The following is a 22,146-nucleotide window of genomic DNA, read 5'->3' as shown; positions in this document are numbered from 1 at the left end:
CCTCATTTTGTGAGCTATTTCTCTTAATTTCTAACTCAGCAAAGTTTGTGCCAATTTAGACAGCATCTGGTCCAGTCTCACCCGTACGGATACGGATAACTTGTTCTAAATTCGTGACAAAGATTTTCCCGTCACCAATTTTTCCAGTGCTTGCGACACGAGTGATTGACTCAATAACCGCATCAACCATCTCATCGCTAATCGCGATTTCGATTTTTACTTTCGGTAAGAAATCAACCACATACTCAGCACCACGGTACAATTCAGTATGACCTTTTTGACGCCCGAAACCTTTGACTTCAGTTACGGTAATCCCTTGAACACCAATATCAGAGAGTGCTTCACGCACATCATCTAACTTGAATGGTTTAACAATTGCAGTTACAAGCTTCATGTGTGTTTTCCTTCGGCTTATTTTCACCAGTAAGGTTTTATGTTCAATTTTCATGCCAATATTCAAAGGTTGGGGGTTTTTAAATATTGGACATATGGCTTCTTTATAACCTATTTAAGCGAATAGAAGTAGATCATCAATAGAAAATAAGTATCATTTGCCAAGATTTAACTAGATTTCTCAGTCACATCCCAAGCTGCTCAGCAGTGCTAGAGGATTCCAACAAGCAGTGGTACACTGAGCAGCAAATATACATAACTTATTGAGCACTTTATGATTGAAACTCTTTTACAAGCGATTTTGCAGCAAGTTGATCAACCTAAAAAAGACTTGGAAAAAAACTTGCGAGCATTGTTAAATGAAAGTATCGAAAAATTAGATCTGGTTTCCAAGCAAGAGCTTGATCGCCAAAGAACAGCTTTGAATTTAGCAAATCAGCGCCTAACCGAATTACAGCAACAAATGAAAACTTTAGAGGAAATGGTGCAGAACAAAAAATAAGCACCAACTCGGTGCAAAAAGCACCTCAAAATGATTAAAAATAAAGCACCACAATGGAACAACAATAAAATGTCTTTTGCAAAAATTTATACGAGGGGATTATTGGGGCTACATGCGCCTCAAATCGAGGTCGAAGTTCATATCAGTTCAGGGCTACCCTCTTTGACCATCGTTGGTTTACCCGAAGCTGCTGTCCGAGAAAGTAAAGATCGTGTTCGTTCAGCAATTATCAATAGTGGATTCTTGTTTCCAACCAAACGTTTAACTATTAATTTGGCGCCAGCAGATTTACCCAAAGATGGGTCTCGCCTAGATTTGCCCATTGCACTGGGTATTTTGATTGCATCAGGGCAATTACCAGAACAATGTACGGATGGGTTTGAATTTATTGGTGAATTAGCACTTGATGGTCATTTACGCCCAATTTCTGGTGCATTGACCATAGCAATGGCCTGTCAGCAAGCCAAGCATCGTATGTTACTCCCGACTGCAAACTTAGATGAAGCGAGTCAACTCCCAAACTTCGAAGTATATGCGGCTCAACATCTTCAAGAAGTTTGTGCACATTTTTTGGGCAACACCAAGCTCAGTGCTGCACCACAACGAGAAAATATCAACAGCTCACAATATCAATTTGATCTTGCAGATGTGAAGGGGCAACTTCGCCCTCGCCGTGCACTCGAAATTGCGGCCGCAGGTGGTCATTCATTACTGTTCAAAGGTCCACCAGGTACGGGTAAAACCTTGCTCGCCTCGCGTTTAGCTTCTATTTTGCCACCCCTCAATGCTCAAGAAAATTTAGAAGTTGCGAGTATTTACTCTGTGGCAAATGCCCCGCACCATTTTGGGCAACGCCCTTTTCGTGCTCCACACCACACTGCATCTGCAATTGCATTGGTCGGAGGCGGCTCACAACCTAAACCTGGAGAAATTACTCTAGCTCACTTAGGTGTATTATTTTTAGATGAGCTCCCTGAGTTTGACCGTAAAGTGCTTGAGGTTCTACGCCAACCTCTTGAATCTAAGGAAATTGTGATTTCTCGTGCTGCACGACAAATGACTTTTCCAGCAAATTTCCAGTTTATTGCAGCTATGAATCCATGTCCTTGTGGCTATGCGTTCAATCAGGATAGTCGCTGTCAGTGTTCTCCAGAAAGCATTCAACGCTATCAAAATCGCATTTCAGGTCCATTATTAGATCGTATTGATCTTCATATTGATGTCCCTCCATTACAAGCACAAGAATTACAAGATCAAACAGCAAGTGAGGACTCTGCAACCGTTCGCAAACGCGTCATCAAAGCCTATCACCAACAAATCGATAGACAGCAATGCTTAAACCAAGCACTTTCACCAAAACGATTAGAACAATACGCTCGTTTAGATGAAAGCTCTGCCAAAATTATTGAAATGGCACAACAACGTTTGAATCTTTCTGCACGTGCCTACCATCGGGTACTGCGCGTTGCTCGAACCATTGCAGATCTAGCAGAAAGTGAAATTATCTCAAGCAGTCACTTAACAGAAGCCTTATCTTATCGAGGCAATTCAAATTAAATACACCTAAAAAAGCGACCCTCAGGTCGCTTCAATTCTTCTTATCATTAAAAAGCGTAACCCAGACCTAAAACAACTTTGTTCTTATGTTTGACTTCATCCCGAGTATAACCACCAAAAATATAATCCAGACTCCAAGTTGCACCCGTTGCACCTAAGGGATGAGACAGACCTAATGTCGCATGACGGAAAGCAAAATCCGTTTTGGTGACGTCGCCTGCCTTCGCTTGATAGGTTAAATATTCATCATCATCTCCATAGTAATACGCTGCAACCTGCGCTTTACCAGTAAACCCACCTGGCAACCGTGGTGTATAACTCGCTAAGAAATACGTATCACCTTTATTACCAAAGGTCACATTATTTAATAGGGTTTGAGCAGTAATACTAAAATCTTTATAGTTCAATCCTACAATTGTTTCGTAACCTGTAGACTCCCAACCTGGATAATAGTAATAAACAGTTGCTCCAATTTGATAACCGAGATCTTCAGTAATTTTGCCTTTATAGCCTGCATAAAAATCATTTTCGAAAGATTTCTTTTCTTGAGGTACATAGGTTGGAGAAGTATTAAAATCAGCATAAGCCGCTGTCAAAGTCGAAAACCAATAACCCAAATAAAATCCACTGTCGTGCGTATAATCCAACCCACCTTGAATCGCAGGTGTATCACTTTCAGGTGAATTGGTCATCCCACGTAAGTTATAACTTGATACAACACTAATATTTCCTGAAATCGAGCCAGGAAATGGAAGCTTCGATTCTTCCGCAAATGTAAAAGTTGATGCTGTTGCAACAACCCCTGAAACAACAGCTGAGCATGCAAATTTCATCATATTGATTTCCCCCATGATTTAGACATTCAAATGATTTAAGTTTAAAAGTGCATCATGGTGTAATTTGCAAGTGCTATGCCAAACAAATTAATTAAATTAAAAACAACAACTTAAATAAAAAAATACCGAATTTAAAGTTTTTTAATCTAAAAAATCTTATTTTGATTTGAAGGAGATCTCCAAACTGAAGCAGTTTAGAACTTAATGGGGCGTTTCACACTTAAATAGCAAAATAATGGAACATACATGCATGCCTTAAATCTAAAATATTCTTATTTTTCAATAACAAATCTGATTTAAAGCTCTACTTGGCTGATCATTTAGTTGAGCAAAATCTGAAAACACATAAAGTATATTTTTTCAACAAAAATTCTGACATAAAAAAGCAGAGCCGTTGCTCTGCTTTTAAAACTCAAAAAGCTTAGAAGCTCTTAGTTAATGTAAAGACTGCACCAGTTTTTACACCACGCTTCTCGAACTTTGCTAACTCATCAGTATCAATATTAGTACCAATCGCTGCTAATTCTGCGCTAAAACCTTCAACTGATTTAAAGTCATAACTTACACCAACTTTCCAGTCAACATAGTTGTCTTTTCCATTAAAAGCATCATCAATATCTACTTTGGTATAACCTACACTTGCTACACCGCCAAAACCAGTATCAGCAAAAGGAACACTATAAGCAAGATTTAGATACCAACCATCTTCGTCTGAACCTGCCACATCATTGCTATAGTTCACTGCCGCTAATAGGTTATCGCCAGTCACAATTGCATTATCAAAGCCAAGTTTCGCGTAGATTTCTAACCAATTTAAGTCAGACGAACTTGGATAGCCGTAATACCATAAACCCACATCTAAAGTTGGTTTACCAGCTAATGGTAACTCTGTTGCATAGCCAATATAGGGATCAAGCTCTAAATGTGTTGGATCATCTGAACCAAAATGGACATTGGAAGCCCACACACCAGCATAGAGACCTGATTCATGATCTAATTGAAAACCACCTTGAATCGCTGGATCATTTTCCGTTTGGGTGATACCACGAAAACGATAATCGGTTGTTAACGCAGCACTTCCAGAGAAGCTTAAACCACTTTTAGCAAGTGCGTTATCTTCTGAAGCGAAACTTACTGTTGATAGTCCAGCAACCATACTAAGTACAAGTGCCTTACATGCAAATTTCATCATATTGATCTCCCCCATGATGGATATTCGACTGATTTATGTTTTAAATTGCATCAGAATGTAATTAGCAAATGCTGTGCCAACTTCAAATTTTTCTTATAAAATATAGTGTCTGTCCCATAAAAGTGCTGTTACAAGTACAACAATGTGCCACAACCGCCCTAAAACACATGATTTTCCAATTTTTTATGATCAATTTAGAAGCAATAAACAATTTCAGGTCATTTGTTGCACAATAAAGATGCACCATTAAAAAATACACACCACTAAAATGCTTGAAATCCAAGTTATATATTCCACATATCAAAAATGCGCAATAAAAGTGCATATCTAGGTATTAGTTGGATTTGCAGGGATAGTGCCCTCTTATTAATGAAAAGATACCATTCGTCGGGATGTAATTTTTTGCAAATCAAATCGATAACTTTTTAACCAAAAAATAAATAAATCATTAAATTTAAAGAGAAAATACATACCTTAATCACACATTATATGCTGAATAAAATCAAAAAATACCACACAATATTATGACCAATATATAGTTTTTTATACAATATATTCATATACTTAATTTTATTTAGGCTACTTTTTAAACAAGAAATAAATCATAATATTTTATAAGTATTCTATTTAAAATTAGTTAAAATATTTTAATAAAAATCTATATTTTTTATGTATAACTTATACAATTGGTCAAAATTTCGGTTTCTTCCCAAATTAATTTATTTTATGAGGCTAACTATGCCAAAGGCACAGAAACTTACTTTAGCGGTATTAATTAATGCTGCGTTAATCACTTCAACATATGCAAGCGAACAAAGCGAAGCAAAAGGATTTGTTGAGGATGCAAATGGTTCAGTATTGTTCCGCACAGGCTTTTTAAATCGTGATAAAAAAGACGGTTTAACAAATGATACAAGCTCAACAGCGCAAACTGCCATTTTTGATCTTCAATCAGGTTTTACAAAGGGTATTATTGGCTTTGGTGTTGGCGTAGTAGGTGATACATCTTTTAAGCTTGGTGCGAATAATAATACGGGTAATCAAATGATTCCTGTAGATGATCGTGGATTTGCTTATGATCATTGGGCTCGTGGTGGTGCCAATGTGAAAGCACGTATTTCCAACACAACCGTGACTTATGGTACACAGGTATCAACACTTCCTGTCATGGCAAGTAATCAAGCCCGTTTAGTACCTGAGTATTACACAGGTGTTTTCGTTGAAAGTAATGAAATTCCAAATCTAAATGTGGTTGCAGGTAAGTTCACAAAAAACCAAATGTCAAACCAAATTAGTACCGATAAAGATGTGACAGGTCAAGGGCTTGATCGTGCAGTAGTTTGGGGTGCTAAATATAAATTTAATGATCAACTCAATTCATCGTATTATGGCTTAGATGTTCAAGATAAGCTAGAACGTCATTATGCCAATGTAAACTTTACCCAAAGCTTAAAAGACAAGAGTACCTTAACACTTGATGCCATGGGTTATCATACAAAATGGGATAAAGATGCGCTCACTGATTCACATACCACAGATGATCTAGCAAACCGTAAAAACTCGATTTGGGCTGTTTCAGTGGGCTATGGCAAAGATGTACATAACATCATGCTTTCTTATCAAGATAACACAGGTAATACTGGGTATGACTATGGCTATAATGCTGATGGTTTACAAAGTATCTATGTGCCTAATTCCTATTTAGGTGACTTTAATGGTAATGATGAAAAATCTGTCGGGCTACAATATAACTATAACTTTAAAAATCACGGTTTACCTGGTCTAAACTGGACAACTGCATTTGTTTATGGCTGGGATATTGATATCGCTAAAATAACAGATCGCTCAAAAATCATTGACCAAGCCGAAGAACATGAGTTGTTTAACCAAGTCAAATATACAGTTCAAACAGGTGCATTGAAAGATGCAAGCCTACGTGTTCGCTATTCTTACTTACGTTCAAGTGATACCTATAATAATGTTTCTGGTCAATATGTCAGCAATGTCATTGGCTCAACCAATGAATGGCGTTTGTTCCTTGATATTCCTGTGAAACTATTCTAATTCAATTTAGATCAACTCATAAAAAAACCGCCATTCAATTGAATGGCGGTTTTTTTATGAGCCTGATTTTAGGGTGATAAAATCAGACTTTATCTTTTAAAATTATTTTTTAGCAGCTTCGATTGCTTTCAACACTTCAGCTTTTGCAACATCAGCATTTTCCCAACCACTGATTTTAACCCATTTACCAGGCTCTAAATCTTTGTAGTGAGCAAAGAAATGCTCAACTTGGCTGATCAATAGTTGTGGTAGATCAGTGTATTCTTGAACGTCTTTATACAATGGAGATAATTTTTCATGTGGAACAGCGATCAATTTCGCATCGATACCACCGTCATCTTCCATGTTCAATTTACCGACTGGACGGCAACGAATCACAGAACCCGCAGCAACAGGGTGTGGAGTTACAACAAGTACGTCTAATGGATCACCATCTTCAGACAATGTATTTGGTACATAACCGTAGTTTGCTGGGTAGAACATTGCTGTACCCATGAAACGGTCTACAAATAATGCATCTGAATCTTTATCGATTTCATATTTGATTGGTGCTGCATTCGCAGGAATTTCAATAATGACATAAATATCATTTGGTGCGTCTTTACCCGCAGGAATATTGCTATAACTCATATCAACACTCGTGTATTTGAATTGAATATAAAAAATCGGTCAGATTATAACGTGAATACCAGCAAAATGATGCTGTATATTGGTATTAGAGCGAATGAATTTTTACATTCCATTTGATTTAAGTGATTTTTATGGTAATCACAAATAATAAAATTGGGCAAAGTATAGAAAAGAGCCAAATGATTGAACGTAAAGTTGCCCAATTTGCGAGATAACAAATTCCATAAATGACTCGGAAAACAATATAAGCCCACCCCAACGCCAAAATAAAGCGTTCAGGAATCACCATATATTCCGCCATCAAAATGGCAGCAATAAACAAAGGTAAGCTTTCAAAGCTATTTTGCTGAACTGCATTTGCCCGAGCGGAAAGACCTGTGGTTTTTGCTAAAAATTCACGAGGATTCTGATTGTCTTTGGCTTGGAAACCACCCGTTGATTTTGCAATCAAGGTAAAAACATAAGGTAATAAACATGCGATGATAATAATCAATATAATACCGTTAATACCTTGCATGCGTTGACATCCATCTTTGAAGTTCGTCTCATCATGCTATCATAACTTAAACTTTCATTTGTACTTGTTCGATAAGCATTTTTGCGGTTCTGTATGGACTGCAGTCTAAGCTGAATAAAGTCTCGTTGTTTTATTTTTAGGATCCGTTTATGCAAAACCAAGATCAAAAAGAAATGTTGGATGTTCTCGCACAACAACGTCAACACCAACTCAAAGTTGATCGTATTCTAAAAATTGTGTTGCCTATCGTTGCATTTTTATTGAGTGTGATCTGTGCAAATCTTAACTGGCAATCAACATTAGGTACATTTTTGATTTTAACCATCGCTTTTTATGCCGTTGGAATTAAACGCCTCACGCTTTGGCACTGGTTAACTATTATTGTGCTCTATGTTTTTGCGGATAACTACTTTAGTTTCAATGGCTTTGATATAACTAGATTGCGCTTTCAGTTAATTACGATGTTTATTTTTGTGGGTATCGTCGGCATTGGTCGCCCTTATATTGATCGCTGGCTTATGAAAAAATCAAACTAGAAGATCTAAAAAAAAATGCCGCAATCTGAATTGCGGCATTTTTTTAGATGGTGTTGACCATTAAAGTATTAAGCAGGTTTACGTAAATCTTTACGCAAAATTTTACCTACATTTGACTTTGGTAACTCGTCAATAAATTCAACATAACGTGGGCATTTATAGCCTGTTAAGTTCTTTTTCGCAAAAGCAAGAATTTCTTCTGTTGTTAAAGAATCATCTTTTTTCACAACAAATAATTTTGGAACTTCACCTGATTTTTCATCAGGAACGCCAATCGCAGCAACTTCCAATACTTTTTCGTGTTGCGCAATGACTTCTTCAATTTCACTTGGATATACGTTAAAGCCAGAAACCAAGATCATGTCTTTTTTACGATCCACGATTTTGAAGTAACCACGTGTATCCATGATACCGATATCACCTGTGCGGAAGAAACCGTCAGCAGTCATCACTTTTGCAGTTTCATCAGGACGATTCCAGTAACCTTTCATGACCTGAGGACCACGAATTGAGATCTCACCTTGTTCACCCTGAGGAAGCTCATTTCCGTCATCATCTAAGATCGCAACATCAGTCAATGGCAATGGAATACCAATTGTGCCGCTGAATTCAGTTGTTGCTGGTGGATTTGCAGTTGCAACAGGAGAAGTTTCAGATAAACCATAACCTTCGATAATGATTGTACCTGTCACTTTTTTCCAAGCTTCAGCAGTTGATGGCAATACTGCCATACCACCACCCATCGCCATCTTAAGGTTACTATGGTCAAGTTGCTTAAATTCTTCGTTATTTACCAATGCATTAAACAAAGTGTTTACCGCTGGGAAGAAAGAAGGGCGATATTTACGTAGCTCATTAATAACCGCAGGTAAATCACGTGGGTTCGGGATCAAAATGTTTGCTTGACCTTTGTACATACCGTACATTGCACAAACCATGAATGCAAAGATGTGATAAAGCGGTAATGCACAAACAATACGATCACCTTTTTCACTATCAGATGCACCAAATTTGCTTGAGAAAATTGCTTCGCACTGTAAAAGGTTGCCCACTAAGTTGCGATGTGTAAGCTCAGCACCTTTAGAAACACCTGTTGTACCACCTGTGTATTGGAGTACAGCCGTATCACTCAAAGTTAAGCTTGGGCGCTTATAGTTACTTGGGCTTTCTTTGTTCAGCGCAGTATTAAACTTGGTATGACCTGGAATGTTCCATGCAGGAATTTGCTTACGTACTTTACGTAAAACAAAGTTAACAATCGTACCTTTTAACGTACCGAGCATGTCACCAACAGTCGCAACCACCACATGCTTCACTGGTGTTTTACCAATAATACTCTGGTACACACTGGCAAAGTTTTCAATAATCACTAATACTTCTGAACCAGAGTCATTCAATTGATGCTCTAACTCACGTGCTGTATAGAGTGGGTTGACGTTCACAAGAACCAAACCCGCACGAAATACCCCCAATGCAACCACTGGATATTGGAAAACGTTCGGCATCATCACCGCAACACGCGTTCCTTTTGCCAATCCCAAGCTTTGTAAATAAGCTGCAAATTTTCGGCTGGCAACCTCTAACTCATTAAACGTTAAAACTTTATCCATAAAGATAAAGGCATCACGTGACCCAAATTTTTGGAAATTGCGTTCAAAAATATCAACAAGTGAGGTGTTTTCAGCAGGCAGTTCAACTGTTTCTGGAATTCCTGTCTTTTGGTATTCTGCAAACCAAATCTTTTCCATAATGCCATTATCTCCGAGTGGTAATCCTTAAAAATGTAACAACGTTACTTTCCATGGCAAAACATTTTTTTTAACTTTTTGAATTGCCCTGTTCATCTATCCAAACAATATGAATACATCGTCATATATAACGTATTTATATCACAGAATACTAGCCCTATCTCTGAATGAAGAGTCTATTTGCTTTTTGATATCCCCGTGGTAAAAGTTGGCCCTTTGTTGCTCTTTTTCCTAGATATTTTTGGAGATCATCTCCCTTCAGTTTTAAGTGCTGTTGTCCTGCAGCGACTTGGATTATTTCATCTAATGCCAGCGTTGTCATGGATAAAATTTGCTCTTTTTCATCAAGTTGTATCAACTTGTTACCTTTACCTTTATTCAGAACTGGAAGTTCTGCTAAATCAATAATCAGTAAACGACCCGATGAACTCAAGATTGCAACATGCGTTGCTTGCTGAATTGGCAACAATGGTAATGCCTTTGCCTTCTCCATCACAGTTAGGAAAGCTTTACCTGCTTTGGCATTGGTATCTAACTGTGTTGCTTGAGTTTTGAAACCATAGCCATTCGAACTCGCCACCAGTAATTCATTCGCATCATCTTCGACCAAGACTTGAATAAACGACACACCACTTGCAGGCGAAAGTTTTGAACTCAACGGTTCTCCTAAACCTCGCGCCGAAGGTAAGCTACTAATCGGCAAAGCATAGCTTCGACCCTTTTGATCTAAAAAGTAGACTCGCTGATTGGTTTTACCCACAGCATGACTGAGATATTGATCACCTGCACGATAGTTTAAATTGGCAGCATCGACATCCGCACCTTTCGCAGCGCGGACCCAACCTGCTTCTGACAATACAACCGTGACCGTTTCAGCTGGCATCAAATCTTGTTCTCGAATTTGTACCGCTTCAGCACGGGCAACGATCGGCGAACGTCGATCATCACCAAACTTTTTCGCGTCTTCTTTCAGTTCAGTAATAATTAAATTTTTCAATGATTCAGGATTTGCCAATTGCTCACGAATTACTGCCGCTTTTGCTTCTAACTCTTCTTGTTCACGGCGAATTTCCATTTCCTCAAGTTTAGCCAAATGGCGTAGTTTGAGTTCTAAAATCGCTTCGGCCTGAATTTCATCAATCCCAAAATGCTGCATCAACACAGGTTTCGGTTGATCTTCTTCACGAATAATTCGAATCACCGTATCAATATCAAGATAGGCAATTAAAAGACCGGCCAAGATATGCAAACGTTTTTCAATTTTATTTAAATGATATTGCAAACGGCGTGTCACCGTTTGCTTACGAATCTCAATCCATTCTAATAAGATACGACGAATCGATTTGACTTGTGGACGGCCATCCGCCCCAATCATATTCAGATTAACGCGATAGCTTGACTCTAGATCAGTGGTTGCAAATAAATGGCTCATCACCGTTTCTGCATCAACCCGATTAGAACGGAGTACGATCACCAAGCGCGTTGGATTTTTATGATCTGACTCATCACGAATATCTGCGACCAAAGGTAACTTTTTCGCAATCATTTGATCTGCGATCTGAGTAATCACTTTTGACCCTGAAACTTGATAAGGCAGTTCAGTAATCACAATCTCATTTTTCTCTACCGTATAAATCGAACGCATACGGTAACTACCACGACCTGTGGTTTGAATTTTTAACAATTCTTCAGGTGGGGTAATAATTTCTGCTTTGGTTGGCAGATCTGGTGCGGGAATATATTCAGCCAATTTCTCATCTGTAGTTTCAGGATTACGAATCAGCGCAATCGTTCCTTTCACCACTTCACGTAGATTATGGGGTGGAATATCGGTTGCCATCCCGACCGCAATACCCGTTGTGCCGTTAAGTAAAATATTCGGAATACGAGCAGGCAGCGTGATTGGTTCTTTCATTGAACCATCAAAGTTATCTTGCCATTCACTGGTACCCTGCCCAAGCTCACTCAGTAATAGTTCACTATACGCTGAGAGTTTAGCTTCGGTATAACGCATTGCTGCAAATGATTTTGGATCATCAGGTGAACCCCAGTTACCCTGACCTTCAACCAATGGATAGCGATAGCTGAATGGCTGTGCCATCAACACCATTGCTTCATAACAAGCAGAGTCACCGTGTGGGTGATATTTACCGAGTACATCACCAACGGTACGTGCCGATTTCTTCGGTTTACCTGTCGATTTTAAACCGAGCTCACTCATCGCATAAACGATACGACGCTGTACAGGTTTTAGACCATCACTGATATGCGGCAATGCACGATCCATAATCACGTACATGGCATAGTTAAGGTAAGCTTGTTCTGTGAATTCAGCTACGGAACGGTTTTCGGTTGCATGATGTGCAAGGCTGGTCATTTCAGCGATTCATCCAAAATTATTTGTTATCGTCAATATTTTGTATGCTATGTGGATGAAAGCGTTGTGACAAGCCCTTGTTGTTGTTTAAACGTCAAATGGTGTCTGATCAATGCTCATCAGTTGACGAAGCCGACTCCGCATCATCATCTTTATAAATAAATTTTGGCATTTCCAGACCAAAATAAATCGCGATCAAACGTAGTGAGAAACCAAAAACTAAAGTTGCAATCACAGTCAGCTCGAGACCAAGCCCTAACTGTAAACACACCCAATAGCAAATCACCGCAACAAAAGAAATACTGGCATATAACTCACGGCGGAATACCAAAGGTACATCATTACACAAAATATCGCGCAAGATCCCACCTGAGACCCCCGTTAATACGCCAGCAACTGCCGAGACGACAAAGCCATGTCCCATTTCTAAAGCAATCTGACAGCCAATAATCGTAAATCCGATTAAACCAAGTGCATCAAGTACCAAGAAGATATTTCGTAAATGCTTCATCCATTTGGCAATAAGGATCGTGACAAAGGCAGCACAACACGTCAAAACCAAATATTCTGGATGCTTCACCCAAGTTAAAGGATAGTGCCCCAATAAAACATCACGTACAGAACCACCGCCCAAAGCAGTCACACAAGCAATCAATGTCACACCGAACCAATCCATACTACGGCGGCCTGCTGACAGTGCACCTGTCATTGCTTCTGCAGTAATGGCAATAATATAAATCACGGTGAGTAACATTTGCCTGAATCCTTAAACAAGGCGGAAAAGTGTGCGCTATTTTAAGACAAACTTAGATGAATTGTGCACAACATTGCTTAAATTTTTTCCCTGATCCACAAATACATGCTTGCTTCATGGTGATTTGCATATCTAAAGTAGGATCAAGAAAATACCAACGCTGTTGATACAAGACAAAATGCGAAACTTCATGATGAATATGTGGCTGTTTTCCATCCTGATTTTTATCACAGTAATGCGCTTTAAACTCAACCAAGGCATGTGTTTTATCGAGCTTGGGTTGATGTCGAAGCACCTCTAATTTTAACCATTGATTAGACTGACTCCAGTCAGCAATCGCCTCTCGATCTAACAATGCTTGTTGTCCCAGAGCCGTTGTTTCCAAAATATAGTCAATTTGCTGTAGGGCAAAGGCGCTATAGCGCGAGCGCATCAATTGCTCAGCACTTTCAGCAACTTGCTGTTTTAAATGAAGCGGTTGACAGCATTCTACATATAAGCCGCGTCCACATGGACAGTTCTTTAACAGTGTCATGTTTCTTTCTCAAATAAAAATAGCCCGAGTAAAAACCATCATCATGTCACGATGGCCAAACCCTAGGGCTATTTAACTTATTTACTATTCTAATTACAGCTAAGCGATTCATCTTATTAAAAAGCTTTCGTCACTTATCAATACAATAGAACAAAGCCTTGCTTTCTAACGTTATACGTCTAAGCCATACTTAAATGTTTGCTCAACCTCGCTCAGGCTTTTCTTTAGCAACAATACGCACTTTTTCAATTTTGTGCCCATCCATTGTAACCACTTCAAATAAATATCCATCGGCTTCCACCGCTTCACCATTTTCAGGTAAGCGCCCTAGATGGAATAAAATATACCCGGATAATGTTGAGTATTCTTCACTCTCATCAACCAAATCTTTCGCCAACAAAAGTGAAACGTGTCGAATATCCGTTGAGCCTTCCAATAAAAGTGAGCCATCTTCTAGACTTTCAGCCGCTGCCTCTAATTCATCTTCATCTGGGAACTCACCAGCAATCGCTTCAAGAATATCAATTGGTGTTGCAATCCCCTCTATCGAACCGTATTCGTTGAGTACGATCGCCATTTGCAATGGTGCTTGACGCAGTTGCTCCATGACCATGAGAACTTGTGCATTTTCATGCACAATCACAGGTTCACGTAAATGTTTATCGAAATCAATTGCTCCTGTTTCAATATATTCATTTAACACTTTGTGAGTAAGAACAACACCTTCAATATTGTCCAATTCACCGCGAGCAATAATTAAACGTGAATGGGTCATTGCCATTAAACGTTCTTTTAATTCAGCTGGATCTGCATCGAGATCCAACCACTCCAATTCTGGTCGTGGCGTCATCACCGATTTCACTGGGCGCTCAGACAAACCTAATACACCTTGTACTAAGACACTGTGATAAACGCCTGTATCTTCATCAAACACTTCTTTGGCATAGGCCTGTGTTGCCAATACATCTTCTGTTTCTTTGTGTTGATTATCGCTGTTAATGCCTTTATTGCCGAGCATTCGCAACACCGCAGAAGCAGTGCGATAACGCAAATCCGTGGTCGTTACCAATTTCTCTTGATTGCGTCGCATGGTTTGATTGACCGCCTCGACCAAAACCGAGAAGCCAATTGCGGCATATAAGTAACCTTTTGGAATATGGAATCCAAAGCCTTCGACAATCAATGAGAAACCAATCATCATCAAAAAGCCAAGACACAGAATCACAACGGTTGGATGTTTATTTACAAAATCCATTAATGGTCGAGAAGCAATCAGCATAATACCAATCGCAATCGTGACTGCGATCATCATCACCGAGAGATCTTTCACCATACCAACAGCTGTAATCACGCTATCCAACGAGAAAACCGCATCAAGTACGACGATCTGAACCACTACGACCCAGAACACAGCATGTACAGGATTTTCCTGTCTTAAAGCCTGCTTACCTTCAATACGCTCATGTAATTCCATAGTCCCTTTAAATAAAAGGAACGCCCCACCAAACAATAAGATCAAGTCTCGTCCTGAAAAGGCATGATCAAAAACATGGAATAATGGCGCTGTTAAGGTGACCACCCAAGCAATGGAGGCCAGCAAGACTAAGCGCATCAATAATGCGAGAATCAAGCCAATTCTACGTGCGGCATTACGTTGTTCAGGGGGCAGCTTCTCAGCTAAAATTGCAATAAAAACAAGGTTGTCAATACCCAGTACAATTTCAAGCACCACCAAAGTCGCCAAACCGACCCACGCTGCGGGATCAGACATCCATTCAAAAATCATAGATGTGACTCCCCTACAGAATCATAAAGATCGGCATGGATTTGCTGATTGAAAAGATCGGCATTGGCAGCCAAAACATTTTTTTTAGAAATATAAAATATCAAAGCGGAGTGACAACAACCACTACTCATAGAAGTACATTTTTTACTTAACGGATTTTCAGTATAGGCAAGAACAAAATAAAATTCATCATTTTTTATAGGGATGTTTTTTGCAATTCATTACGCCATACGCTTCCATACTTTGTATGCGAAATGTGCATAAAACTGTCATATCTGTGATTTAAACTAGACAAGCACAATGAAAATGATAAGGTAAAAATAAACCAAATGAATAGTGTTTTAATAATGACTGAAAAGAAAACGATTATATCTACTCCTATAAAGACAACCCAACCTCTCATCGCGTTGTACTGTGGCTCCCGCACAGGTAACAAGCCTATTTATCGTGACACTGCCATTGAATTGGCTCAACATATTGCCAATCAATCCTTTGGTATCGTCTATGGCGGAGCAAGTATCGGACTTATGGGCCAAGTTGCAGATACCGTCCTAGAGCATGGTGGTGAAGTCGTTGGTGTTATTCCTGAATTTATGTTGGATTATGAAATTGCACATAACCAACTGACCGAATTGCACATTGTTCAAAGCATGCATGAACGTAAAGCTTTAATGGCTGAACGTGCCAGCGCTTTTATCGCTTTACCGGGCGGATTGGGTACCTTCGAGGAAATTTTAGAAATTGCCACGTGGGGACAATTGAATCAACATCAGAAACCAATGATTATCTACAATGTAAATCGTTTTTATGATGCTTTAATCGCCCAGCTCGATCATGCTGTTGAAGAAGGCTTCCTACCACCACAGCATCGCGCCAAAATTATTATTTGTGAAAACCCAGAACAAATCTCTAATGTCATCAAGAACCTCAATGCACCATCACACATTGAAGTTTAAACATCACCTATAAAAAATGCGGATCAATCTAGATCCGCATTTTTATGTCTAAATTTAATGTAGATTTACTTGATAAATGCTAGTGGTACCACTCACCTCATTACCTACAACCAATAGGGGCTTGCCATTTGGCGAGTCTTTGGCAGAGATAAAGATTAGACCTTCTGGTCCAAGATCACCATGTGCAGACAATGCCGTCGACGGATCAGCCTGATCCCATACTTCTCGTGTATTTAAATAATCTTGGAAAATTGGCTGTTTAGGATTACTGACATCAAATACCATGACCCCACCCATACGCTCAAGTCCTAAGAACAAGAATTGTTTGTTGCCAATTTTGCCAATCGTCAAGCCTTCAGGTTCAGGTCCTTTATTGCTGCTACGTCCGCCTAATGTGTTACCTTTTTCATGATTGCTATTGAACCAATCTTGGCATGGAATATTCCGTGCTTTACCAAGTTTACATTGATCACTATTCAAATATTGTTCAATGAAATCACCCGAGTCATAAGCGATTTTAACTTGATTTTGTGTATCCCAAATTGAGAATGAGCGTCCACCCAACAGGTACAAGTCGTCGTACATCAAATAATCGGTAAGTGGATTACCATTGATACCAATTTTATCGCCAGCTTTTGAGTAATACACAGGTTTACCATTTTCAGTTTGGTAACCTTGTGTCCAGGTAATTTTTAAACGGCCCAATTGCTTGTCATCTCGGCAGTTACCAGCATCACCTTTGCTCGCACCACAGTAGGCAAAAGTGGTCGGATTCAGGTGCGCACCAGCAGCTAAATCACGTAATTGTGCAGGAAGATCATCGGCACAACGGCGATCAAAACCATCCTTGTGCACGAGATGTTTTACGCGCCACTCTTCAACGAATCCTTTGCTATTGTCATTGTCACAGCGCTGCAATTTATTCTTTTCAAAGTCTTTCAGCTTAGTTAGCCCAAAATATTCGGCTGTATTTTCACCCCATGCACGCGCATCACCTTCATTTGCAGAAATTAAATAGGTTTTTTTATCCGCGGCAGTATAAGCAGCAATGGCATCAGGATGATAAATCCCTTTAAGTCCATTCCATGCCTTGATCATAATATCTTGAACTGTTTTTTTACCGTCAAAATCACTCACATCCAAAGCATTACTTGAGTTTTTATTTGGATCCAGCATCGACTTAAAACCACTGTCGCTAAGCCCGTGATCTTTGAATCCCATTGCTTCAATCGAAGTCACCGTTGCCGTCGCAATATCTAAAACCGCGATCGCATTATTTTCTTGTAGTGCAACCCAAGCGGTTTTACCATCATCCGAAACTGCAATATATTCTGGCTCTAGATCTTGAGCGACTGTCGCATTCGGTCCAAAAATACGAACTCCTTTGGCAAGTAACGCATCTTTTTGACTATTAAACGCTTTAAAATCAGCAGTTTTGACTTTTGGCTTGCTGATATCAGTCACATTGATCACACTGACAGAGCCTTCTGGATCGGTTTTATAATCATCAGAGGGTTCACCTTCATTGGCCACCAATACCGTTTTCCCATCTGGTGTGAACGTCAACATATCGGGTAAAGCACCCACTTGCACATGGCTTAGACGTTTAAGATCACTCGCTTGATAAAAGGCAACAAAACCAAGATCTGTTTTATTCGCAGCTTCAACAGCCAAAGCAATAATGCCATTTTGGATGCTGACACTATTCACCTTTGCACCTTCCGCAATGTCATCAACAGTTAGTGATTGTAAATAAGTTGGCTTAGCTGGATCAGCAAGATCAAGTACATCTAATGCCCCCAGCTCAGCATTGACCACAAAAACACGTTTTGTCGCAGGGTCATAGGCAGGAATTTCAGCTGCACTCTTTCCAAAAACACCTGATTCATATCGGCTTAAAAAGCTCAACTGAATTCGCTCTGGTGTAGGCTCTACTACTTCAGGTTTAGGATCAGGATTTGATGATTTTTCTGTTTTGTCATCATCATTACACGCCACCAACCCCACTGACAGCATTGCAGTGAATAACACTGAAATCTTAAATTTCATGATCAAATTCCATAGATTTTATTTTGTAGAGCTAATCTAGTCATTCGAGGTGCAAATACGATGACATTTTCATGTCAGTTCGATGACGAGTCTTTGACAATTTTGGGCTTTATTTCAAATACAATTCCATTAAACTAAAGCAGATATTTCACACGTCACCACTCATGACAACAACCACTCATCAAGCCGTACAGCCTGAATTTCGTTTACTGGTGCTATTGGTTTCTATCGGCTTTTTTATGCAGGCCTTGGATACCACGATTGTCAACACGGCGATTCCTGTGATGGCAATTCAGCTCAATGAAAATCCATTACAAATGCATGGGGTAATTGTTGCCTACGTCCTATCAGTTGCTGCTTTTATCCCATTAAGTGGTTGGTTGGCAGACCGCTTTGGTATCCGTAATACTTATCTTGCTGCTATGGTGATTTTTAGTCTGGCATCACTCGGTTGTGGCCTGTCTCAGACCTTAGATCAACTCTTGATTTGTCGTGTTATTCAAGGGATGGGCGGCGCATTATTGATGCCCGTTGGACGCTTGGCTTTACTTAAAATTATTCCACGTAGCCAATTTCTTTCAGCGATGAGTTTAATGAGTCTGGCTGGTCTCATAGGTCCTTTGATGGGGCCGACTTTGGGTGGATGGTTAGTCGAAGTTGCCACGTGGCACTGGATTTTCCTGATTAACCTCCCCATGGGTGTGCTTGGGGTAATCATGGCGCTTAAAGTCATGCCAAATCAAAAAGAACCAACCGTCAAATCCTTTGATCTCGGTGGATTTATCTTATTGATGATTGCTATGGTGGGTCTGTCGCTTGGGATTGAAAATATCGCTGCGCCACAATATTCTGGCTGGATCAGCATCAGTCTACTGGTAATCGGATCTTTAGCAACGCTTGGCTATGCGTATCATGCACATAACCATCAGAATGCCTTATTTCATGGACGATTGTTCCGCTACAAAATTTTTTCAATCGGCATTTTAGGCAATTTCTTTGCGCGTTTAGGAAGCAATGCTATTCCCTTTATTTTGCCCCTGATGCTACAAGTCGCCTTTGGTTTTGAACCCTTTATCACAGGTTTAATGATGATTCCTTTGGTGCTAGGATCATTATTCTCCAAACCGATTATTCGTCCAATTATTCAACGTGTCGGTTATCGTCGGTTTTTACTGACCAATACCGTATTAGTGGGTTTATGTATCGCCAGTTTTTCACTGATGACTGCAGACACACCGTTGTGGCTAAAAGTGTTGCATTTCTTTATCTTTGGGACGCTGAACTCTTTACAATTTGTCGGTATGAACACGCTGACATTAAAAGATTTACCGCAGCATGATGCTAGTAGTGGCAATAGTTTCTTGTCGATGATCATGATGCTGTCGATGAGTATCGGGGTCGCTCTGGCTGGAACATTGATCAACCTCTTTGGTCAGCATTATCCAACTGCCTCTGTGACCAGTGCTTTTCATGCAGCCCTCATTGCCTTAGGTTGTATTAATATCATTACTGCGATGGTATTTTGGCAAATTCCTAAAGAAGTTGCTGACTAAAATAATACTATGCTGTGTGGGCCAAAATAGAGCCAAAGCGCAACAATCATTCTATAATTGATATTTCTACTTAGCTCATCGCGGGCTTATAACCTTAAAGACAATATGGCAAAGAAAGCTGCGAAACGTCCACATGCTCAACATTATCCAACTTATGTCAGTATTGGTTTGGCTGTCATATTGGGGGTACTGAGCTATTTCGGTTTGTTTTACCAGCAAAAAGCATCGGCACAAGACTATGCCATTCGTGGTTTTGATGTATCACATCATCAAGGTGAAATTAACTGGAAAAAGATCTCTCCGCTGCAATATCAATTTGTGTATATAAAGGCAACTGAAGGCGGCGATTTTAAAGATCGAAAATTTCAAGACAACTGGCTCAAAGCACGTGAGCAAGGTTTTCATGTTGGTGCATATCACTTCTATCGTTTATGCCGTGATGGCAAGGTACAAGCAGAAAATTTTATTGCGACTGTCCCGAACAAAGTGGATGCTCTCCCACCCGTCATTGATTTGGAATATGACAGCAACTGTATTAATACCTATACCAAAGAGCAGCTACTCAAAGAAATTCAGATCATGCATGATCAGTTGCATCAACATTATGGCAAACAGCCAATTTTCTATATTTCGAAGAGCTTTTATCATATCGTATTGATGGGCAGCTTTAATGACACACCATTATGGGTACGTGATTACGAGGCTAAGCCCGAATTAAAAGACGGCAGAAAATGGTTATTTTGGCAACATAGCCAAACAGGAAAAATTGACGGTATTCCTAAAGCAGTCGACTTAAATGTTTACGTAGAGTCACCACAGCAGTGGCATGTTTTTCTAGAAAAACAAGGCATCCTCGATGGTAAATGAAATACGTAAAATCATTCACATCGACATGGATGCCTTTTTTGCTTCAGTCGAACTTCTAGATCGACCAGATCTTAAAGATCTGCCTGTGGTGATTTCTTCTCATCACCCTCGTGCAGTGATTGCCGCAGCGTCCTACCCCGCCCGTGTGTTTGGCTTACGTTCTGCCATGTCGATGGGGCAAGCCAAAAAACTATGCCCACAAGTGATTGTGATTGAACCCAACTTTGAAAAATACCGAAAAGTTTCAGCACAAATTCATCAAATTTTTCAGCAATATACACCCATCATTGAACCATTGTCGTTAGATGAAGCCTATCTGGATGTGACAGAAAATCTAAAGAATATACCCAGTGCAACTGAAGTTGCGACACAAATTCGTGCAGATATTTTTGCAGCAACAGGGCTAACAGCTTCTGCAGGGGTGGCACCGAATAAATTTTTGGCCAAGATTGCCTCCGATTGGAACAAACCAAATGGTTTATTTGTAATTAAACCTCATCAAATCCAACATTTCATACAAGACTTGGCACTAAAGAAAATCCCTGGTGTTGGCAAAGTCACCTATGAAAAATTAAATCAATTAAACTTGCACACCTTAGGCGACCTACAAAAAATAGAAGAAAATGTACTCATTCATCATTTTGGTAAATACGGCAAACAATTGTACTTATATGCTCAAGGTATTGATCATCGTCCTGTCAAAGCAGAGCGTGAGCGTCAACAAATCTCGAAAGAAATTACCTTTGATGATGACTATACACTCGCTGAATGCAATCATGCTTGGCAACCTCTAGCTGAACAAGTTTGGCGTAGTTTAGAAAGAAAACAACTGACAGCTCGTGGCGTTAACGTCAAACTGAAACTCAAAAACTTCCAAACCCTACAGCATAGTAAAAGCTTTAAACTCCCACTTCGCTCACAACAAGATTTAAAGCAAGTGGTTTTACAACTGCTCAATGAAATGCACATTGATCCAAGCTTTCAATTTCGTCTCGTCGGCGTTGGTGTTTATCAACTGCAAGCTCTGCAACAAGAATCACAACTTTCCCTATGGTAATGTTGTTTTTTTACACAACAGTACGATTTTAGCTCAAATTTATGTTTGCTTTTTATGCAGTTTTCAGTACTCTAAGCAACGCAGTAACATTATCCATGTTATTTGCTTTGCTAAAGAAATCCTCGCTTTTAGCATTTGCTCCTGTGGTTGGCGTGACGATCAAATCCGAATATTACAGGGCACTTTAGCTGTCTTCTCAAAAGCCTCTCATCTGTTCAGTTTTTCAAAACAATAATT

The 22,146-nt window shown here is 39.5% G+C and carries 19 protein-coding genes; 8 read left to right on the top strand and 11 right to left on the bottom strand.

Annotated features, from left to right (window positions below):
- Positions 1-55: 55 nt before the first annotated feature.
- Entirely contained in the window at positions 56-394 is a 339-nt protein-coding gene (glnK, locus tag AAC851_RS10285) for a P-II family nitrogen regulator (RefSeq protein WP_000780326.1), read from the bottom strand.
- Between the two features lie 273 nt (positions 395-667).
- Here glnK and AAC851_RS10280 point away from each other — a divergent pair, with 273 nt between their 5' ends.
- Positions 668-895: an accessory factor UbiK family protein gene (locus AAC851_RS10280; protein WP_004637578.1), complete on the top strand. Its 228-nt coding sequence runs from the start codon at positions 668-670 to the stop codon at positions 893-895.
- A 69-nt stretch (positions 896-964) separates the two neighbouring features.
- Positions 965-2,452, top strand: coding sequence for a YifB family Mg chelatase-like AAA ATPase (locus AAC851_RS10275; protein ID WP_340600843.1), 1,488 nt, complete (start codon positions 965-967; stop codon positions 2,450-2,452).
- A gap of 47 nt (positions 2,453-2,499) precedes the next feature.
- Here AAC851_RS10275 and AAC851_RS10270 read toward each other — a convergent pair whose 3' ends face one another.
- Positions 2,500-3,288: a TorF family putative porin gene (locus AAC851_RS10270; protein ID WP_340600842.1), complete on the bottom strand. Its 789-nt coding sequence runs from the start codon at positions 3,286-3,288 to the stop codon at positions 2,500-2,502.
- 421 nt (positions 3,289-3,709) lie between these two features.
- Entirely contained in the window at positions 3,710-4,480 is a 771-nt protein-coding gene (locus AAC851_RS10265; protein WP_325772589.1) for a TorF family putative porin, read from the bottom strand.
- A gap of 738 nt (positions 4,481-5,218) precedes the next feature.
- Between AAC851_RS10265 and AAC851_RS10260 the strand changes: the two genes are divergently transcribed.
- Complete coding sequence (locus AAC851_RS10260; RefSeq protein ID WP_340600841.1) at positions 5,219-6,544, top strand: OprD family outer membrane porin; 1,326 nt, start codon at positions 5,219-5,221, stop codon at positions 6,542-6,544.
- Between the two features lie 102 nt (positions 6,545-6,646).
- Here AAC851_RS10260 and ppa read toward each other — a convergent pair whose 3' ends face one another.
- Both ppa and AAC851_RS10250 read right to left on the bottom strand, forming a co-directional pair.
- A complete protein-coding gene (gene ppa, locus AAC851_RS10255; RefSeq protein ID WP_125502940.1) occupies positions 6,647-7,174 on the bottom strand; it encodes an inorganic diphosphatase in 528 nt (175 codons plus the stop codon).
- A gap of 118 nt (positions 7,175-7,292) precedes the next feature.
- The gene (locus AAC851_RS10250; RefSeq protein WP_004637541.1) at positions 7,293-7,691 is read right to left on the bottom strand and encodes an MAPEG family protein; all 399 of its coding nucleotides are present in this window, start codon (positions 7,689-7,691) and stop codon (positions 7,293-7,295) included.
- 149 nt (positions 7,692-7,840) lie between these two features.
- Here AAC851_RS10250 and AAC851_RS10245 point away from each other — a divergent pair, with 149 nt between their 5' ends.
- Positions 7,841-8,227 carry a hypothetical protein gene (locus tag AAC851_RS10245; RefSeq protein ID WP_005087879.1) on the top strand — a complete coding sequence of 129 codons (387 nt, stop codon included), beginning with the start codon at positions 7,841-7,843 and terminating at the stop codon, positions 8,225-8,227.
- Positions 8,228-8,295: 68 nt separating this feature from the next.
- On the opposite strand, the gene AAC851_RS10240 is transcribed toward AAC851_RS10245, so the two are convergent.
- The 5 genes from AAC851_RS10240 to AAC851_RS10220 form a co-directional block, all read right to left on the bottom strand.
- A complete protein-coding gene (locus tag AAC851_RS10240) occupies positions 8,296-9,975 on the bottom strand; it encodes an AMP-binding protein (RefSeq protein ID WP_100834140.1) in 1,680 nt (559 codons plus the stop codon).
- Positions 9,976-10,132: 157 nt separating this feature from the next.
- A complete protein-coding gene (gene parC / locus AAC851_RS10235) occupies positions 10,133-12,352 on the bottom strand; it encodes a DNA topoisomerase IV subunit A (RefSeq protein WP_340600840.1) in 2,220 nt (739 codons plus the stop codon).
- A gap of 109 nt (positions 12,353-12,461) precedes the next feature.
- Complete coding sequence (locus tag AAC851_RS10230; protein ID WP_262444752.1) at positions 12,462-13,106, bottom strand: trimeric intracellular cation channel family protein; 645 nt, start codon at positions 13,104-13,106, stop codon at positions 12,462-12,464.
- Between the two features lie 52 nt (positions 13,107-13,158).
- The gene (locus AAC851_RS10225; RefSeq protein WP_004637533.1) at positions 13,159-13,641 is read right to left on the bottom strand and encodes a YchJ family protein; all 483 of its coding nucleotides are present in this window, start codon (positions 13,639-13,641) and stop codon (positions 13,159-13,161) included.
- A 202-nt stretch (positions 13,642-13,843) separates the two neighbouring features.
- The gene (locus AAC851_RS10220) at positions 13,844-15,427 is read right to left on the bottom strand and encodes a TerC family protein (RefSeq protein WP_004637531.1); all 1,584 of its coding nucleotides are present in this window, start codon (positions 15,425-15,427) and stop codon (positions 13,844-13,846) included.
- A 329-nt stretch (positions 15,428-15,756) separates the two neighbouring features.
- Here AAC851_RS10220 and AAC851_RS10215 point away from each other — a divergent pair, with 329 nt between their 5' ends.
- Complete coding sequence (locus AAC851_RS10215) at positions 15,757-16,383, top strand: LOG family protein (protein ID WP_004637529.1); 627 nt, start codon at positions 15,757-15,759, stop codon at positions 16,381-16,383.
- A 54-nt stretch (positions 16,384-16,437) separates the two neighbouring features.
- On the opposite strand, the gene AAC851_RS10210 is transcribed toward AAC851_RS10215, so the two are convergent.
- Positions 16,438-18,432: a choice-of-anchor I family protein gene (locus AAC851_RS10210; protein ID WP_134252987.1), complete on the bottom strand. Its 1,995-nt coding sequence runs from the start codon at positions 18,430-18,432 to the stop codon at positions 16,438-16,440.
- A 164-nt stretch (positions 18,433-18,596) separates the two neighbouring features.
- Between AAC851_RS10210 and mdtD the strand changes: the two genes are divergently transcribed.
- The 3 genes from mdtD to dinB all read left to right on the top strand — a co-directional run bounded on the left by mdtD (position 18,597) and on the right by dinB (position 21,909).
- Positions 18,597-19,985, top strand: coding sequence for a multidrug transporter subunit MdtD (gene mdtD, locus AAC851_RS10205; RefSeq protein ID WP_005087867.1), 1,389 nt, complete (start codon positions 18,597-18,599; stop codon positions 19,983-19,985).
- A 105-nt stretch (positions 19,986-20,090) separates the two neighbouring features.
- Positions 20,091-20,852, top strand: a complete 762-nt coding sequence (locus AAC851_RS10200) for a glycoside hydrolase family 25 protein (RefSeq protein ID WP_161420341.1) — start codon at positions 20,091-20,093, stop codon at positions 20,850-20,852.
- Position 20,853: 1 nt separating this feature from the next.
- Complete coding sequence (gene dinB, locus AAC851_RS10195; RefSeq protein WP_026070356.1) at positions 20,854-21,909, top strand: DNA polymerase IV; 1,056 nt, start codon at positions 20,854-20,856, stop codon at positions 21,907-21,909.
- Positions 21,910-22,146 lie beyond the last annotated feature (237 nt).

It is taken from the genome of Acinetobacter sp. HZNU-JH01 (assembly GCF_037996845.1).
Classification (GTDB): Bacteria; Pseudomonadota; Gammaproteobacteria; order Pseudomonadales; family Moraxellaceae; genus Acinetobacter; species Acinetobacter haemolyticus.
The sequence above is the reverse complement of the archived record's forward strand: the minus strand, read 5'-3'. Positions and strand labels throughout refer to the sequence as shown.

Coding starts and splice junctions, on each gene's coding strand:
- AAC851_RS10230 (WP_262444752.1), bottom strand. CDS start 13,106: ATGTTACTCACCGTGATTTATATTATTGCCATTACTGCAGAAGCAATG.
- AAC851_RS10280 (WP_004637578.1), top strand. CDS start 668: ATGATTGAAACTCTTTTACAAGCGATTTTGCAGCAAGTTGATCAACCT.
- AAC851_RS10220 (WP_004637531.1), bottom strand. CDS start 15,427: ATGATTTTTGAATGGATGTCTGATCCCGCAGCGTGGGTCGGTTTGGCG.
- AAC851_RS10240 (WP_100834140.1), bottom strand. CDS start 9,975: ATGGAAAAGATTTGGTTTGCAGAATACCAAAAGACAGGAATTCCAGAA.
- AAC851_RS10200 (WP_161420341.1), top strand. CDS start 20,091: ATGGCAAAGAAAGCTGCGAAACGTCCACATGCTCAACATTATCCAACT.
- mdtD (WP_005087867.1), top strand. CDS start 18,597: ATGACAACAACCACTCATCAAGCCGTACAGCCTGAATTTCGTTTACTG.
- AAC851_RS10250 (WP_004637541.1), bottom strand. CDS start 7,691: ATGCAAGGTATTAACGGTATTATATTGATTATTATCATCGCATGTTTA.
- AAC851_RS10225 (WP_004637533.1), bottom strand. CDS start 13,641: ATGACACTGTTAAAGAACTGTCCATGTGGACGCGGCTTATATGTAGAA.
- AAC851_RS10210 (WP_134252987.1), bottom strand. CDS start 18,432: ATGAAATTTAAGATTTCAGTGTTATTCACTGCAATGCTGTCAGTGGGG.
- AAC851_RS10275 (WP_340600843.1), top strand. CDS start 965: ATGTCTTTTGCAAAAATTTATACGAGGGGATTATTGGGGCTACATGCG.
- AAC851_RS10270 (WP_340600842.1), bottom strand. CDS start 3,288: ATGATGAAATTTGCATGCTCAGCTGTTGTTTCAGGGGTTGTTGCAACA.
- AAC851_RS10215 (WP_004637529.1), top strand. CDS start 15,757: ATGAATAGTGTTTTAATAATGACTGAAAAGAAAACGATTATATCTACT.
- AAC851_RS10265 (WP_325772589.1), bottom strand. CDS start 4,480: ATGATGAAATTTGCATGTAAGGCACTTGTACTTAGTATGGTTGCTGGA.
- parC (WP_340600840.1), bottom strand. CDS start 12,352: ATGACCAGCCTTGCACATCATGCAACCGAAAACCGTTCCGTAGCTGAA.
- glnK (WP_000780326.1), bottom strand. CDS start 394: ATGAAGCTTGTAACTGCAATTGTTAAACCATTCAAGTTAGATGATGTG.
- AAC851_RS10245 (WP_005087879.1), top strand. CDS start 7,841: ATGCAAAACCAAGATCAAAAAGAAATGTTGGATGTTCTCGCACAACAA.
- AAC851_RS10260 (WP_340600841.1), top strand. CDS start 5,219: ATGCCAAAGGCACAGAAACTTACTTTAGCGGTATTAATTAATGCTGCG.
- ppa (WP_125502940.1), bottom strand. CDS start 7,174: ATGAGTTATAGCAATATTCCTGCGGGTAAAGACGCACCAAATGATATT.